We start from the raw sequence: 15,111 nt of genomic DNA on the forward strand, positions 1-15,111 counted from the left end.
CGGCAGGCGGCCCGGAGCCGCAGGTCCTCCGTCGGGCTGGCGAGCGACCGGCGCCCGACGTCACAGACACTGACAGCCCGGTGACACTGTATCACGCGGCAGGGATGTTCGGAGGGAATGTCATGCCGGGTCGATCCGTGAAACGCCGGTTCGGCACGTCGGTCGCGAGCGTCTGTGCAGCGCTGCTTTTACTCGCGATGGCCGGTCCGGCGCCGGCCCGTGCGACCGGCGCCCGCCCCGGCGCAGTGGAGGACGTGACCCGCGCGACGCTGCCCAACGGACTGCGCGTCGTGATTGTGCGCGACACGCTGGCACCCGTCGTGACGACGGAGATGAACTATCTTGCGGGCTCGGACGAGGCGCCCGAGGGCCTGCCCGGCACGGCGCACGCCGTCGAGCACATGATGTTTCGCGGCAGTCCAGGCCTGAACAAGGACCAAATCTCCGCGCTTGCCGCCAACATGGGCGGGCAGTTCAACGCCGACACCAACGAGAGCGTGACCCAATACTTCTTCACCGTCCCGGCGCATGATCTCGACATCGCGCTGCACATCCATGCGATCCGGATGCAGGGCGTGGACATGGCGCCGCAGGAATGGGCGCAGGAACGCGGCGCGATCGAGCAGGAGGTGTCCCGCGACCTCTCCAATCCCACCTTCAACTTCTACACCGACCTGCGGTCGCGGCTGTTCGCGGGGACGCCCTATGCGCATACCCCGCTGGGCACGCGCCCCTCGTTCGAGAAGACGACCGCCGCCGACCTGAAGCGGTTCCACGACACTTGGTACGCGCCGAACAACGCGATCCTGGTGATCGCTGGCGATGTCGATCCCCAGGCGACCCTCGCCAAGGTGCGCGCGCTGTTCTCGGCCATCCCGAGCAAGGTCCTTCCGGCCCGGCCCGTCTTCGCGCCTCAGCCGGTGCAGGCCCATATGATCACCCTGCCGTCCGACTTCCCCTATGGGCTCGCGCTGATCGCGTATCGGATGCCCAGCCTGCGCAACCCGGACTATGCGGCCGCGCTCGTGCTGTCGCAGGCGATGAGTTCCAGGCGCGGTCCGCTGTTCGAGATGGGGCTGACGGGCAAGGCCCTGTTCGGCGATTTCACGGGCGATTTCCTGCCGCAGGGCGGCCTTGGCTATGCGACCGGCGTCTTTCCGCGCGACGGCAAGCCGGACGGCGTCGTCGAGACGATGCGCGGCATCCTGGCCGATGCCGCCGCCCATGGCATCCCGGCCGACCTGGTCGAGGCGGCGAAGCGCCGCGCGATCGCCGACCTCGAATATAACAATAACTCCGTCGACGGCCTCGCCAACGCCTGGTCGCAAGCGCTCGCCTTCGCCGGTCAGGACTCGCCCGACGCTGTGAAGGCGTCGGTCGCCGCGGTCACGCCCGCGCAGGTCGATGCGCTCGCCAAGCGCCTGTTCGATCCCGATCATGCCATCACGGCGATCCTGACGCCTTAGGCGTCCGGCCAGCCGACGAGCGGCAAGGGCTTCGGCGGCGCGGAGACGTTCTCCGGCCAGCCGAGCGGCCCGGTGGTGCTCCCGATCTGGGCACAGGCCGCGTTCGCGAAGCTGCCGGCGCCGATGTCTGCCATCCACCCGGCGGACTTCACGCTGCCCAACGGCTTGCGCGTGATCGTCCAGCCGGAGGCGGTCAGCAAGACGGTCCAGGTCTTCGGACGGGTGAAGGCCAACCAGGATCTGGAAGCCGCCGGCGACAAGGAAGGCGTCGCCGACGTGCTGGGCGGCCTGTTTGCCTTCGGCACCACCCATCTCGACCGGCGGCATTTCGAGGCGGCGCTGGACGCGATCAGTGCGCACGAACAGGCCGGCGAGTCCTTTTCGCTCTCCGTCCCCACCGCCGGCTTCGCTGCCGGCATGCAGTTGCTGGCGGACAACGAACTGCATCCGGCGATGCCGGACGCCGCCTTCCAGATCATTCGCCAGCGGGAGACGGCGAGCGCGGCCGGCGCGCTACAGTCGCCCGATTTCCTCAACGCGGTCGCGCTCGGCAAGGCGCTGCTCCCGGCCGAAGACCCGCAACTGCGCTATCCGACGCCCCGAAGCGTCGGCGGGCTGACCCTCGCCGATGTGCAGGGCTATTACGCGAAGGTCTACCGGCCCGACATGACCACCATCGTCGTCGTGGGAGACGTCACGCCCGCGCAGGCGCGACAGGTGGTCGAGCAGGCGTTCGGCGGCTGGACGGCGAGCGGGCCGAAACCGGAGACCGACTATTCGCCCGCGCCGCCCAACTCCGCCGCGGGCGTGTTCGACACGCCGGCCGGGACCGCGTTGCAGGATTCGGTCACGATGGCGCAGCAGATATCCGTCAACAATCACAGCGACGCCCGCTACGCGCTCAACCTCGGCAATCTGGTGCTCAGCGGCGGCTTCTATTCGGCGCGGCTCACCCGCGACCTGCGCGAACAGCGCGGGCTGGTGTACACCGTCGACAGCCGCTTCGACCTCGACCGCCGCCGCGGCCGCTACCAGGTGGAATATGGTTGCGATCCGGACAAGGTCGGCCAGGCACATGACCTCGTCGTCCGCGACATGAAGGCGATGCAGGACGCGCCGATCTCCGTGGACGAATTGCACCAGGCGCAGGGCATGTTGCTCCGCGAGCTGGTGCTCGGCGAGTCGAGCTTCGACGGCATCGCATCGCGGCTTCTGCAATATTCGCTTGAGGACAAGCCGCTCGACAGCGACCTGATCGCCGGCGGGCGCTATGCGGCGCTGACCGCGCCCGACGTCCAGGCCGCGTTCCGCACCTATGTGAGAGCGGACGCGTTCGTCACCGCGGTGCAAGGCCCGGCGCCGACCCGGTGACGGTGTCCGGTCTGCGGCGGATGAGGTGATGCGGTTCGCCCTCGGCCTGGCGCGGATGGCGACGGCGGCGTGGCTGGCGACGGCGTCCGTCCCTGCGCTGGCGCAGCGGTGGATCGGCTTCTACGCCCCCTGGGACCCGGCCAGCGTCGCGTCGCTCCGCGCGCATGGCGCCGATCTGGCCGTCGTCGTGCCCGCCTGGATCTCGGTCACGGGCCCCGATCATCAGGTGACGATCGCGCCGGACGTCCCTGGCCGCGCCGCATTGGCAGGGCTACATCGGGACCCCAAGCTCTGGATCATGATCCAGAACGCGAGCCTGGGAAGCTGGGACGGCGCGGGCACCGCCAGCCTGATGCGCGATCCGGTCGCCACGGGCGCGTTGCTCGGCCGGATCGAAGCGGAAGCGGTCGGTGCCGCCGCCACTGGGCTCGTCATCGACTTCGAGGACCTGCCGCCGGCCGCGCAGCCCGATCTGCGCGTCTTCCTCGCAAGGGCGCGCGACCGCGCACGCCGCCACGGCTGGACGCTTGCGGTGACCGCGCCCGTTGCCGATCCCGCCTGGGATCTCGCCGCCATCGGCCAGGTCGTCGATCGCGTGATCCTGATGGCCTATGACGAGCATTGGCAGACGGGCCCGCCCGGTCCGATCGCGTCGGATCGCTGGTTCCGCTCCGCCGTCGCCCGGGCGGTCGCGCAGGTGCCCCGCGGCCGCAGCGTGGTAGCGATCGCCTCCTACGCCTATGATTGGCCGGCGAACGGACCGGCGACGGTCCTGTCCGTCGATCAGGCCGAGGCGCTCGCCGCGCAAGCCGGGGCGCCGCTCGTCGTCGATCCGGAGAGCGGCGCGACCCACTTCGCCTATGCCGCGGGCGGGATCGGGCATCAGGTGTGGATCGCGAACGCGGCCACTGCCGGTGCCCAGGCCGCGATCGCCCGCGCGGCCGGCGCCGCGAACGTGGCTCTGTGGCGCCTAGGGACCGAGGACGGTCGGCTCTGGAGCAGGTCCCCATGATCCCTCCACGACCATCAAGGCAACGTCGGACAGGCTCCCAGCGCGCCTGCTCCCGCCCTCGGCACACCCGTGCCTAGCCAGCCGTGAAGACGTTGTTGCTCCGGTCGCGGTCGGGCAGCTTGTGGTCAGGATCGAGCTCGGCCCGGACGACCCGCCCGGCGGGAACGCCGACCGCCACCGAAGCCTGCCGTATCCACGTCTCGGCCGGCAGCCTGATGTCCGTGCTGTGCCCATCGGCATAGCTCAGGCGCAGCGTGACCGGCATGACCAGTCTGTCTCGGGCCTCGACGCGGACGGCGGTGGCCCCGCCCGGCCCGGTGCCCGGCATCGTCTCGATGCCGGGCACCGCCAGGTCCATCTGCCAGTTGTTCTGATACCAGCCACGCCACCAGTAGGACAGGTCCTCGCCAGCCTCACTCTCCATCGCGCGGAAGAAGTCGGCGGGCTTGGGATCTTTGTAGGCCCAGGCGGCGATGAAGCGGCGGAACGCCGGGTCGAAACGCTCCGGCCCGAGGATCTGCTCGCGCAGGAGCGTCAGGCCGAGGGCCGACTTGAAGTAGGTGACGGGGTGGCGGTACTTCTCCGTCACCGTATCGGCGCGCGAGAGGATCGGCGGCGCGTCGGGATCGGCGAGGAGCGGCAGGATATCGTCGACGGGGTTGCCGCCGCCCGGCGCATATTCGCTGTCGCGTTTGGGGGCGTATTCGCCGCGATTGAAATCATCGGACTCATAGGTGTCGATGAAGGTGTTGAAGCCCTCGTCCATCCACGCGTGGCGACGCTCGTCGAAGCCGACGATCATCGGGAACCAGCTATGACCGATCTCGTGCGCACTGATCCAGAACAGCGTCTTGCCCGCGTCGTCCGGGCCGTCGAAAACGATGCCGGGATATTCCATGCCGGAGGACGGACCGGCGACGTTGATCGCCGCCGGCCACGGATAGGAGTACCAGCGGCGCGACATGTTCTCGACCGTGTCCTTCACATATTCGGTCGAGCGGCCCCATTTCGGCGCGCCCTGGCTCTCGGGCGGATAGAAGGACATCGCCATCGCCGTCCTGCCCGCCGGCAGGCGTATCCGCGCGGCGTCCCAGATGAAGTCGCTCGACGCGCTCCAGGCGACGTCGCGCGTGTCCGCCATGCGGAAATGCCAGGTACGCGTGCCCGCGGGCGCAGGCCGGGCGAGATCGTCGGGGCCGCGTACCGTCACCGTCGCGTCGCTCGCGGCAGCCCGAGCCAGCGCCGCGCGCTCCGCCCCGGTCAGGACCTCGGCCGGGTTCTGCAACGCGCCCGATCCCGCCATCGTCATGCCCGCCGGCAGCGTCACCCAATAGTCGATGTCGCCGTATTCGAGGTAGAACTCCTGCCCGAGATAAGGCGCCGTGTCCCAGCCGCGGACGTCGTCGTACACCGCCATGCGTGGATACCATTGCGCGACGTCGTAAACCTCCGCGCCGCTCTTCGTGGTTCCCCACGACGTGCGGCCGCCGAACGTCTTGTCCGGCACGACATAATGGTATCGGATCGTCACCACCGCCTTGGCTCCAGTCGCCAAGGGCGCGGGCAGCCGCAACTGGGCGCGCGTGTCGGTCACCAGGGGCGTCACCGGCACGGCGGGATGGCCCGCCACCGCGACGCTCACCGCGTCCAGCGTCATGCCGGCCGTCGAGCCTCCCCCGCCCCGGCTGGCGCCGCCGATCAGCTTGCCGCGCGAGTCGGGCCGGTAGATGTTCTGGTCGAGCTGGAGCCACAGCACGTCCAGCGGCGTCGGGCTGTTGTTGGCGTAGCGGATCGTGACCGTGGCCGCGATCGCGTGCGTGCCCGGATCGAGGATCGCGTGGATCGCATAGTCGGCCCGGTTCTGCCACAAGGCGGGGCCGGGAAGGCCGTCGCCCCCGCGGTACACGTTCACCGCCTGCCCCATGTCGAACGGCGCGAATGTCTCGCGCGGCGAGTAGGGCGACGCTGCGCCAACCAGGGCTAGCAGCGGAAGCAGTCGGATCGTGGACGGTGCTGCCATTGCGGGTCCTTCGTTGGCCAAGGCGTGGACATTTCACGACCGGACGCTTTTTGTCACTAGCCCAGTCGGGAGATGATATAGTATCCCAGAGGAATGACGTTTTCGACGATCTTTGGGCCAGCCCTCCTTATGATGGCGGCGGTCGCGGCGGTGCCATCGGACGCGCCGCGTCCGCTGACGCCCGGGGAGCCGCCGCTTGCCGGACCAGCGGTCGTCGTGCTGTGGGCAAGCTGGTGCGCGGCCTGCAAGGCGGAGCTGGCACGATTGCCGCAGCTCGCGACGGCGGCCGCACCGCTTCCCGTGAAGACGCTGGCGCTCGATTCGCCCGACCGGGCGCTGGCGCTGCTGCGGCAGCGCGGTCAGCCGACGGCGAATGCCTATGCCGACGATCGCCCTCCCAGGACCGTGCTCGACCAATGGGGCGGCCCTGGCACGGCGCTGCCGATCGCCGTCGCGCTCGACGCGCAGGGGCGGATCTGCGGCCGAAAGCTGGGGCTGCTGGGAACCGACCAGCTGCACGACTGGGCGGCACGATGCTCGAAGTGACGGATCTCCTGGCGGGCTATGACGGCAAGTCGGTCGCGCACCTCGATCGGCTGTCGGTCGGCGCGGGCGAAGCGGCGATCCTCGCCGGCGTGTCGGGATCCGGCAAGACCACGCTGCTGCTCGCGATCGCGGGGCTCGCCGAGACGATGCGCGGCAGCGTGCGGGTTGAGGGCGAAGACGTGACGCGACTGTCGCCCCGCGGGCGCGACCGGCACCGGGGCCGCGCGATCGGGCTGGTGTTCCAGGACCTGCACCTCGTGCCGGGGCTGAGCGCGCTGGATAACATGCTGCTCGCCCCGTTCGCGAGCGGCGCCCGGCCGGACCGGATGCGAGCGCTCGCGATGCTCGAACGGCTTGGCGTGCGCGAACACGCCGGGTCCGGTGCCGAGACACTGAGCCGGGGGCAGGCGCAACGCGTGGCGATCGCCCGCGCGCTGCTGATGAAGCCGCGCGTGATCCTGGCGGACGAGCCGACCGCGAGCCTCGACGACGCATCGTGCGCGGCGGTCCTGGCGCTGCTGAGCGACACCGCGCGCGAGTATGGCGCCGCGCTCGTGATCGCGACGCACGATGGCCGCGTCCGCTCGCACATCTCCCGCACCGTGACGGCGGAGGCGGCCTGAGTGCTGACGAAGCTCGCCCTCGCTTCGATCCGGCGCAAGCCGCTCGCCTGGGCGTTCCACCTGCTGTCGCTCGCGCTGGGCGTCGCGGTGGTGGTGGCGCTGCTGGCGATCGACCGCGGTCTCGCCACGCGCTTCGACCGCGACCTCGCCGGCATCGACCTCGTCGTCAGCGGCAAGGGCAGCCCGCTGCAGATCATCCTCTCCTCGGTGTTCCAGATCGACCAGCCCACCGGCAACATCCCGATCGCGACGCTGGCCCGGCTGAAGCGCAACATGCTGGTCAAGGACGCGGTGCCGGTCTCGCTGGGCGACAACATCGGCGGCTACCGCATCGTCGGCACGACGCCCGACTACGGACGGCTCTACGGGGCGTCGCTCGCGTCGGGCGGCTGGTGGACTGCGCCGCTCCAGGCGGTGCTCGGCAGCGAGGTGGCCAGCGACGAGCATCTGAAGGTCGGCGACGTTTTCGTCGGCGAACACGGCCTGGCGCGCGGCGGAGAACGCCACATCGACAATCCCTACCGCGTGGTCGGCGTCCTGCGTCCGACCGGGGCGGTGGTGGACCGCCTCGCGCTGACCGACGTCGCCAGCGTGTGGAAGGTGCACGAGCACGAGAACGCGGAACATGCCGCCGCGGTGGCCGCCGAACAGCACACCGACGAGGGACCCGACCTCTATCCGGCGGTCGGCAGCCAGATCACCGCGGTGCTCGTCCGCTACCGCTCCGTGATGGGCGCGCTGATGGTGCCGCGCCTGCTCAAGGCAGACCCGAACGTCCAGACGGCTGTGCCGGCGCTCGAACTCGCGCGGCTCAACACGCTGTTGGGAACGGGAACGCAAGTGCTGCGCGGATTCGGCATCGGCCTGCTCGCGCTGTCGTCGCTTGGCTTCTTCGTTGCGCTCCTGTCGGCGGTCCAGGAACGGCAGCGCGAGCTGGCGCTGCTACGCGCGCTCGGCGGCGGGCCGGGGCTGCTGGTCCGGCTGGTGCTGGTGGAGGCGACGCTGCTCGGCGCCGTCGGCGGGCTCGTCGGCGTCGCGCTCGGCCGGCTGGCGGCATCCGTGGCGGCACGCGCCGTCGCCGGCGGCGGCGGACCGGCGCTGGCGCTGCCGCCGATCGGCGAGAGCGACGCGCTGATCGTCGTCGCGGCGGTGGCCCTCGCTCTGGTCGCCTCGCTCATCCCCGCGATCGCGGCCTATCGCGTTCGCCCAGCACAGGTGCTCAAGGCATGAGGCTCCATCTCCGCCCATTGGCCGCATTGCTGGCGGGCCTTACCCTCCAGCCCGGCGTCGCGGCTGCACAATTCTACGGCGGGGGCTCGTCCCAATGGGGTCCGAACGGCAACGGCACCCTCGATCACGAGGACGATCTGCGCTGGGTGTTCTTCCATGACGCGAAGATCGCCGCCGATGACGCGAAAGGCGAGTACCGCGCCACCTTCTCGCCGGCGCTCGCCAAGGAGAATGGCGCGGCGTTCGAGATCACGGGGTACATGCTGCCGGTCGACGCGAGCACGACCTCGCCGCACTTCGTGCTGACGCGTCGCAGCACGGGATGCCCGTTCTGCCCGCCCAACGAGCCGACGGAGGCGATCGAGGTCTTTTCCGCGAAGCCCGTGGCCTACACCCAGGCGCCGGTGACGGTCAGCGGGACGCTGCATCTGGTGGGCCGCAGCGAGCAGGGCCTCTTCTTCAGGCTGGACGGAGCGAAGGTGCAATGACGAGGATGCGCATGGCGATCGCGATCGCCGCCGTGGCGATGCCGCTGGTTCCCGTGACGTCGCAGGTGCAGGAGGCAGGCGAGCGGTCGGCGCAGGCGAAGCTGCCGCAGGCGCGCTCGCCGCTCTGGTCGACGTTGCGCACCACCAGGATCAGCGAGGACGACGCGCGCGGCATCTTCAAGGCGGATCACCCGCCCGCGGTGAAGGCGCTGGTCGGCCGGACCGTCACCCTGTCCGGCTTCGTGATGCCGCTGGACGCGCTTACGAGCGGCAGCCACTTTCTCCTCTCCAAATACACTCCGGTCTGCGCCTTCTGCCCGCCGGGAGAGCCAAACGAGGTAGTCGAGGTCCGGACGAGCCGGCTGATCGCGTACGGCGCGAGGCAGGTTGCGGTGACGGGCAGGTTCGGTCTCGAGAACAACGGCGACAACGGCCTGTTCTTCCAGATGTCTAACGCCGAGGTGCGATGATCCCGGCCGCGGCGGTGATCGCAGGCGCAGCCGCTACCGTTGCGGCATCCTGGGTGCCCGTCGGTGTGACCGACTCGCGACTCCGCGTCTTCGTCGACCGCGCGAGCGTGCGCGACGTCGATGGACGACGGCGTGCCCGGTTAGGATCGGCGCGCCGACGGCGATCGTCGGACGAGTCGTGCTCGTCTACCAGGACGAGGAGATCGACTGCCGCGACCGCAAGTGGCGCCTGCTCGGATACGAGGCGCAGGATGAGAACGGCCAGGTTCTGCGGCGTTCGGCGGTCGGCGCCGCGCCACTCCCGATGCTGCCCGCGGTCGACCACACGATCGGCGGCGAAGTCGTCCGGACGGTCTGTGGCCTATGAACTGGGCCGTTGCCGGGCGGGCGCGCGATCCCTAGCATCGCATCGAACACCTGTTGGCGTGTCCCGCCCCGATGGCGGCGCGGCGGGTTGAGTGCCGTGATGGGTCGCCTTGCGGGTCCGAGCGTCGTTCGCTCCTCGCGCACCAGTGGCGAACTCGACTGCGCATGACGGCTTGGCCGGAAAGCCGTTTAAGGAAGGAACAGCATGAACAGACTGACCACGATCTTCACGACCTTGACGACGTTGGCGCTCGCGATGGGAACGCCGGCGATGGCCCAGGACAAACCTGCCAGCGCCGCCGGTGGCGACGACGCGCCCAAGACCGGCTCGATCGAGGATCGGCACCGCCAGAAGGTCGCGGAGGACATAGCGGCGGAATGGGCGACCAGCCCGGCGAAGGAGTCGGAGACCGCCACCGCTCACACGATCGCGCTCGGCGGGCGCACGTTGAAATACCATGCGACCGCCGGCACGGTGACGATCCGCAACGACGACGCCAAGCCGGTCGCAAGCGTGTTCTACGTCGCCTACACGCTCGACGGCGCTCCCGCGGCGCACCGGCCGATCACTTTCTTCTACAACGGCGGGCCCGGCTCGTCGTCAGTCTGGCTCCACATGGGATCGTTCGCGCCGGTGCGGGTGAAAACCGCCAATCCCGAGTTCATCCGCCCCGCGCCCTATGAGTTCGGTCCCAATCCCGACACGCTGCTCGACAAGACCGACATGGTGTTCGTCGACATGGTGGGCGCGGGCTTCTCCCGCCCGCTGGGTGACGCCAAGGGCAAGGACTTCTGGGGCGTCGACCAGGATGCGGACGCCTTTGCCAAGGCGATCATGCGCTGGACCACGAAGAACAGCCGCTGGACGAGCCCCAAGTTCCTGTTCGGCGAGAGCTACGGCACGACGCGCTCGGCGGCGCTCGCCTATCAGTTGCAGGATCGCGGCATGGCGATGAACGGGGTCGTCCTGCTGTCGTCGATCCTCAACTACGGGATCGAGCAGTCGGGTTACGACCAGACCTACATCAGCTACCTGCCGAGCTACGCCGCCGCCGCATGGTACCACAAGCGGCTCGCGAACCCGCCGGCGGACCTGCCGACGTTCCTGCAGGAGGTGCGCGCCTTTGCCGGCGGCCCCTATGCGCAGGCACTCGCGCAGGGGCAGAACCTGAGCCCCGAGCAGATCGACGCGATCGCCGCGAAGATGGCCGGCTACACCGGCCTGTCGGCCGAGTTCATCAAGCGCGCCAACCTGCGCGTCGACCTCGGCCGCTTCCAGAAGGAGCTGCTGCGCGACCAGCGGCGGACGATCGGCCGGTTCGACAGCCGCTACACCGGCGTCGACACCGACGCCGCGGGCGAGAGCCCCGAGTTCGATGCGTCGGACAGCGCGATCTCGTCGGCGTTCGTCTCGACGTTCAGCGACTATGTGTCGCGCGACCTCCACTACCAGTCCGACGTGCCGTACCGGGTCGCCGCCTATGGCCTCAAGGATTTCGACTGGGACTGGAAGCACAAGGCGCCGGGTGCCAGCGACGCGCAGAACAATCCGGACGTGGCGGTGGACCTCGCCGCGGCGATCCGCACCAATCCCTATCTGAAGGTGCTCTCGCTCAACGGCTATTACGACATGGCGACGCCGTTCTTCGCGACCGAGTACGACATCGCGCACATGATGCTCGACGCGCCGCTACGCGGAAACGTCACGTTCCGCTATTATCCGTCCGGTCATATGGTCTACCTCAACCCCGACGCGCTGCACCAGCTCCATGCCGACCTCGCAGCCTTCTACGACGGCACCGTCGCCGCGGCTGCCGAGGACCGACCCGCCGGGCAGCCGAGGCCGCGGCGATGAGGCGTACGGCCCTCGCGGCTGGGCTAAGCGTGATCGTCGTCGGGGCGCTGGCTGGGGTGCTCGTGACGGAAGCCTTTGCTCAGGAGCACGCCAGCCCAAGCGGATACCTTGCGACTGGCGCATTCGACGTCCGCCAGGTTTTGCCCCCTGCCCCTGTGCCGGGCGATCCGCGCGCGGATGCCGACCGGGCGGAGTTCCGCGCGCTGCGCAAGCTGGAAGGCACGCCGCGCTGGGCGATGGCCACCAACGACGTGAAGCTCTCCCCGGCGGACCTCGGCCGCGACTTCTCCTGCTCGCTGGGGGTCGCGCTCACGCCGCAGGACGCGCCACGGACGGTGGCGCTGCTCCGCCGCGCCGGCATCGACACGGGTCGCCAGACCAACGCCGTGAAGAACTTCTATCGTCGCCCGCGACCCTATCACTTCGACCCCGGCCCGGTCTGCGAGCCGGTCGCCGAACTCGCGGACAGCTTCGACTATCCCTCCGGGCACACCACGCTCGGCTGGACGTGGGCGACGATCCTCGCCCGGCTCGCGCCCGACCGAGCGACCGCCATCCTCGCCCGCGGCCGTGCGTTCGGGGAGAGCCGGGCGGTATGCGGAGCGCATAACCTGAGCGCGGTCGAGAACGGCTTCCTTTCGGCAAGCGCGACGCTGGACGCGGTAGCCCAGGCGCCCGCCTTCCAGGCCGATCTCGCCGACGCCCAGCGCGAGATCGACGCGCTGCGCGCCGATCCCGCAACCCCGCGGCCCGACGCGAAAGCCTGCGCAACCGAGGCGGCGCTGGTGGCGCAGCGCATCTATTGAGGGCAGAACTAATGAGGGCGGGACGAAACGGGACTTGCCTTGCCTTCCAGCGAGACCTGCCCGTCCGGCGCGTAGCGCACCGTCATCGACAGGCTCGATCCACCCGCCTCGTGTGCCCGCGCACCGACCGGCAAGCGGGGCCCGTTCGCCACGCCATAGAGCGCCAGACGGCGGTCGAGAGATAGCGGTCGATCGGACGACCGATCTCGGCGCGCGACGGCTCGCCCAAGAGATAGATCTCGCGGATATCATATAGCCATCGGCTGCCCGGGCGGCGGCCGATGGCGACGGATGCAGGCGAAGGTCTGTTCCTCACTCGACGACTCTACCCAGATCGACACCGCGCTGGCGCGCCTGGTCTGCTCAGCCTCAGCGGTCTGGCCGATGTCTGGCTGGCGGTCGATTCGACGAACCTGCGGCGACCGCATGCGACGCAGTCTTGCCGTCTAGGCGGCTGTACGGCGATGGTGCTGGCGCTCGCCGCTGGATCGGAACGATCGAGCCGCCCTATCAATGTGAAGGGTCGAAGTGGCCCTTTTCGCCAAGCCCGTCGGCCGCCTCAATGCACGACGGAGGTGACGGCGAACATCAACGCCATGCCGCTCAGGCTCGCGAAAGTGGTACGGGGCCGTGGGTCCAGCGCATGGCTTCGCGGCAGGAGTTCGCAGGCGCCGATGTAGAGGAACACGCCCGCGAACATCGCCAGCAGCGGTGCCAGCATGGCTGACGAGACGGCGATGCCAAGCCCGACCAGAACGCCGACCAGCGGCGCGGCCGCGTTGAGCAACAGCCAGCGTCGCGCGGCGCTTTCCGCCTGGGCGGCCAGGCACAGGCTGACCGTGTTCACGCCGTCCGCCACATCGTGGGTCAAAACCGCGATCGCCACGATCCAGCCCGCCTGCATGTCGATCTGGAAGGCGAGCCCGATCCCCAGGCCGTCGAAGAAGCTGTGGAGGGTCAGCGTCGCCGGCGCGAAATGGGCGCGCCAGCGGATCGGCAGTCGCTGCGTGCGCCCGAACGCACGGTCGATGAACATATAGGTCCCGAGTCCGACGCCAATCCACCCCGTGATCGCGCGTGAAGACCAGCGGGGCGCCGCGAGCTCCAGCGCCTCGGGAACGAGATCGAACAGCGCAACGCCCATGACGACGCCGGCGGTGACGCCGAGGACGAGCACGATGCGGCTGCTGAACCTGAGCGCGAGCAGACCTCCCATCAACGTGGCTGCCGTCGCGGCCATCCCGAACATGATCGGAAAGGCGTTCATGGCCGGCGTCCCCTCAGCCGGACGGCACGACCGAGACAAGGGCCAGACCGGTCGCGGACGGCATCCCCTGACGAGGAGTCCGCGTTGCCTGTCGCCCGACCAGCGGCGGCCATCGGCAGGAAGTCCTCATTCATTCACTCGCTCCACCCAGCCATACAGGCGTTCGGGTAAAGAATGATACACTGTATCTCAATGGTAATCGACAGCACGGATCGGTGCGCCGCGGCGGACAAACCGATCAAGCGTGCGCCACGCAGGTCGGTTGAGTTCATCATCCGCATCCTATTGTTCTATGATATATTGTACTTTGAGGCCGCTCATGGTCGCCACGTCGCCGATCCCCGTGGTCGTGCTCGCCGGCTATTTAGGGGCCGGCAAGACCACGTTGCTCAACCGCATCCTCAGCGAGAACCATGGCCGCAGATACGCGGTGATCGTCAACGAGTTCGGCGAGATCGGCGAGATAGGAATCAATAATGACCTCATCGTCGCGCCGACGAAGGGGCGTTTGAGAGTAACAACGGGTGCATCTGCGGCACCGTCCGCGGCGACCTGATCCGCATCATTGAGGGCCTGATGAAGCGGAAGTACGCATTCGATGCGATCATCATCGAGACGACGGGGCTGGCTGACTCAGCGCCGGTGGCGCAGACCTTCTTCGTCGACGACGACGTGCAGGCCCGCGCGAGGCTCGAGGCGATCGTGACGGTCGTCGACGCGCGGCATGTCGCGCGGCTGGAGAACAGCCACAAGGCGGAAGAGCAGATCGCGTTCGCGGACGTCATCCTGCTCAACAAGATCGACCTCGTCTCGGCGCAGGAGCTGGAACAAATACTTCAGCGAGTCTACACTAACAACGGACCGGCAAGGCTGCACGAGACGCGCAACTGCGTCGTGCCGCTGTCGGCGTTACATGCACATGTCGGTCAATGCCGCCAAGACCCACGACTTCTCCTGGGAACGGCGCGGCAAGTGGTTGGCGACGGGCGGTGACGCTCAGGCGATCGTCTGGCCGTTCGAGGACAAGACGGGCCGATAGGCAACGCGCCGCTGCTGCTTCCGGAACGCAAGGGAACGATCGTAGGCCGCGTAGCCTTCCACCCGCGCAATGACCCCTTGGCGATCGCCTAGGACGACGGAGCGGTGATGCTCGCCCGATTACTGGACATGGAGGTGCGCGCGTGAGGAGTCTGTGCGTGGACATCTGCCGGTCTCATGGCCGGACGGGCTTGTGCATCGTGCGCGGGCACACGCTCGGCGAATTCCGCAAGGCGTCGCACCCTCGGCTTCTGGCGATCGGCACGGAGTTGACGCGCCGAAAGGTCAAGCTCGTCGTGCCCGGCGTGACGGCGGAGCGTCGGTTTTGACACCCGAGATCGTCGGGGCCGCCCTGCCGACGTTCCTTCCGCATCGATGGGGCGCGGATCTCCTCATGAAATAGCAGAAAGCGGCAAGAGGCTATACCGCGTAACATGCTTGCCAAGGACGATCTAAGCATCGCCGCGGCTATTGGGGGTATTGGGTATGGTTTCGAGGTTGGTTGCGGGGACAGGATTTGAACCTGTGACCTTCAGGTTATGAGCCTGACGAG

General features: G+C 68.8%; 15 protein-coding genes and 1 pseudogene. 13 read left to right on the forward strand and 3 right to left on the reverse strand.

Annotated elements, in window-relative coordinates:
• The first annotated feature begins 122 nt into the window (after window positions 1–122).
• A complete protein-coding gene (locus ACFE65_RS08215) occupies window positions 123–1,466 on the forward strand; it encodes a M16 family metallopeptidase (protein ID WP_375381872.1) in 1,344 nt (447 codons plus the stop codon).
• On the opposite strand, the gene ACFE65_RS08220 is transcribed toward ACFE65_RS08215, so the two are convergent.
• Entirely contained in the window at window positions 1,463–1,600 is a 138-nt protein-coding gene (locus tag ACFE65_RS08220; RefSeq protein WP_375381873.1) for a hypothetical protein, read from the reverse strand. The genes ACFE65_RS08215 and ACFE65_RS08220 overlap by 4 nt on opposite strands.
• Between ACFE65_RS08220 and ACFE65_RS08225 the strand changes: the two genes are divergently transcribed.
• On the forward strand, window positions 1,590–2,837 hold the full coding sequence (locus ACFE65_RS08225; RefSeq protein ID WP_375381874.1) for a M16 family metallopeptidase: 1,248 nt from the start codon (window positions 1,590–1,592) through the stop codon (window positions 2,835–2,837). The genes ACFE65_RS08220 and ACFE65_RS08225 overlap by 11 nt on opposite strands.
• A 28-nt stretch (window positions 2,838–2,865) precedes the next feature.
• Complete coding sequence (locus ACFE65_RS08230; protein WP_375381875.1) at window positions 2,866–3,849, forward strand: glycosyl hydrolase family 18 protein; 984 nt, start codon at window positions 2,866–2,868, stop codon at window positions 3,847–3,849.
• 73 nt (window positions 3,850–3,922) lie between these two features.
• Here the strand turns inward: ACFE65_RS08230 and ACFE65_RS08235 are convergent, their stop codons facing one another.
• Complete coding sequence (locus ACFE65_RS08235; protein WP_375381876.1) at window positions 3,923–5,869, reverse strand: M1 family metallopeptidase; 1,947 nt, start codon at window positions 5,867–5,869, stop codon at window positions 3,923–3,925.
• A 129-nt stretch (window positions 5,870–5,998) separates the two neighbouring features.
• Between ACFE65_RS08235 and ACFE65_RS08240 the strand changes: the two genes are divergently transcribed.
• The 8 genes from ACFE65_RS08240 (at window position 5,999) to ACFE65_RS08275 (ending at window position 12,253) form a co-directional block, all read left to right on the forward strand.
• Window positions 5,999–6,415, forward strand: a complete 417-nt coding sequence (locus tag ACFE65_RS08240) for a TlpA family protein disulfide reductase (RefSeq protein WP_375381877.1) — start codon at window positions 5,999–6,001, stop codon at window positions 6,413–6,415.
• Window positions 6,403–7,038, forward strand: coding sequence for an ABC transporter ATP-binding protein (locus tag ACFE65_RS08245; protein ID WP_375381878.1), 636 nt, complete (start codon window positions 6,403–6,405; stop codon window positions 7,036–7,038). The genes ACFE65_RS08240 and ACFE65_RS08245 overlap by 13 nt, the downstream gene beginning before the upstream one ends.
• Window positions 7,039–8,268 (forward strand): ABC transporter permease, encoded by a 1,230-nt coding sequence (locus ACFE65_RS08250; RefSeq protein ID WP_375381879.1) that lies wholly within the window; start codon window positions 7,039–7,041, stop codon window positions 8,266–8,268.
• Window positions 8,265–8,756: a hypothetical protein gene (locus ACFE65_RS08255; RefSeq protein WP_375381880.1), complete on the forward strand. Its 492-nt coding sequence runs from the start codon at window positions 8,265–8,267 to the stop codon at window positions 8,754–8,756. The genes ACFE65_RS08250 and ACFE65_RS08255 overlap by 4 nt, the downstream gene beginning before the upstream one ends.
• Window positions 8,753–9,226, forward strand: coding sequence for a DUF3299 domain-containing protein (locus ACFE65_RS08260; protein ID WP_375381881.1), 474 nt, complete (start codon window positions 8,753–8,755; stop codon window positions 9,224–9,226). The genes ACFE65_RS08255 and ACFE65_RS08260 overlap by 4 nt, the downstream gene beginning before the upstream one ends.
• A gap of 178 nt (window positions 9,227–9,404) precedes the next feature.
• Window positions 9,405–9,593 carry a hypothetical protein gene (locus ACFE65_RS08265; protein ID WP_375381882.1) on the forward strand — a complete coding sequence of 63 codons (189 nt, stop codon included), beginning with the start codon at window positions 9,405–9,407 and terminating at the stop codon, window positions 9,591–9,593.
• Window positions 9,594–9,797: 204 nt separating this feature from the next.
• Complete coding sequence (locus ACFE65_RS08270) at window positions 9,798–11,447, forward strand: S10 family peptidase (RefSeq protein WP_375381883.1); 1,650 nt, start codon at window positions 9,798–9,800, stop codon at window positions 11,445–11,447.
• Window positions 11,444–12,253 (forward strand): phosphatase PAP2 family protein, encoded by an 810-nt coding sequence (locus tag ACFE65_RS08275; protein ID WP_375381884.1) that lies wholly within the window; start codon window positions 11,444–11,446, stop codon window positions 12,251–12,253. Before ACFE65_RS08270 ends, ACFE65_RS08275 begins: the two co-directional genes overlap by 4 nt.
• A 559-nt stretch (window positions 12,254–12,812) precedes the next feature.
• Here ACFE65_RS08275 and ACFE65_RS08280 read toward each other — a convergent pair.
• Window positions 12,813–13,520, reverse strand: a complete 708-nt coding sequence (locus ACFE65_RS08280) for a ZIP family metal transporter (protein ID WP_375381885.1) — start codon at window positions 13,518–13,520, stop codon at window positions 12,813–12,815.
• Window positions 13,521–13,839: 319 nt separating this feature from the next.
• On the opposite strand from ACFE65_RS08280, the pseudogene ACFE65_RS08285 reads away from it, so the two are divergent.
• Together ACFE65_RS08285 and ACFE65_RS08290 are read left to right on the forward strand one after the other, a co-directional pair.
• Window positions 13,840–14,513, forward strand: a pseudogene (locus ACFE65_RS08285) (CobW family GTP-binding protein).
• Window positions 14,514–14,716: 203 nt separating this feature from the next.
• Window positions 14,717–14,887 (forward strand): hypothetical protein, encoded by a 171-nt coding sequence (locus ACFE65_RS08290; protein ID WP_375381886.1) that lies wholly within the window; start codon window positions 14,717–14,719, stop codon window positions 14,885–14,887.
• Window positions 14,888–15,111: the final 224 nt, after the last annotated feature.

Origin of the sequence: uncultured Sphingomonas sp. (genome assembly GCF_964237335.1) — a bacterium.
Lineage (GTDB): Bacteria > Pseudomonadota > Alphaproteobacteria > Sphingomonadales > Sphingomonadaceae > Sphingomonas.

What these genes read in the sequence shown, in the direction of transcription:
- ACFE65_RS08215 (WP_375381872.1), top strand. Translation starts at nt 123, where the DNA reads ATGCCGGGTCGATCCGTGAAACGCCGGTTCGGCACGTCGGTCGCGAGC.
- ACFE65_RS08225 (WP_375381874.1), top strand. Translation starts at nt 1,590, where the DNA reads ATGTCTGCCATCCACCCGGCGGACTTCACGCTGCCCAACGGCTTGCGC.
- ACFE65_RS08220 (WP_375381873.1), bottom strand. Translation starts at nt 1,600, where the DNA reads ATGGCAGACATCGGCGCCGGCAGCTTCGCGAACGCGGCCTGTGCCCAG.
- ACFE65_RS08230 (WP_375381875.1), top strand. Translation starts at nt 2,866, where the DNA reads ATGCGGTTCGCCCTCGGCCTGGCGCGGATGGCGACGGCGGCGTGGCTG.
- ACFE65_RS08235 (WP_375381876.1), bottom strand. Translation starts at nt 5,869, where the DNA reads ATGGCAGCACCGTCCACGATCCGACTGCTTCCGCTGCTAGCCCTGGTT.
- ACFE65_RS08240 (WP_375381877.1), top strand. Translation starts at nt 5,999, where the DNA reads ATGATGGCGGCGGTCGCGGCGGTGCCATCGGACGCGCCGCGTCCGCTG.
- ACFE65_RS08245 (WP_375381878.1), top strand. Translation starts at nt 6,403, where the DNA reads ATGCTCGAAGTGACGGATCTCCTGGCGGGCTATGACGGCAAGTCGGTC.
- ACFE65_RS08255 (WP_375381880.1), top strand. Translation starts at nt 8,265, where the DNA reads ATGAGGCTCCATCTCCGCCCATTGGCCGCATTGCTGGCGGGCCTTACC.
- ACFE65_RS08260 (WP_375381881.1), top strand. Translation starts at nt 8,753, where the DNA reads ATGACGAGGATGCGCATGGCGATCGCGATCGCCGCCGTGGCGATGCCG.
- ACFE65_RS08270 (WP_375381883.1), top strand. Translation starts at nt 9,798, where the DNA reads ATGAACAGACTGACCACGATCTTCACGACCTTGACGACGTTGGCGCTC.
- ACFE65_RS08275 (WP_375381884.1), top strand. Translation starts at nt 11,444, where the DNA reads ATGAGGCGTACGGCCCTCGCGGCTGGGCTAAGCGTGATCGTCGTCGGG.
- ACFE65_RS08280 (WP_375381885.1), bottom strand. Translation starts at nt 13,520, where the DNA reads ATGAACGCCTTTCCGATCATGTTCGGGATGGCCGCGACGGCAGCCACG.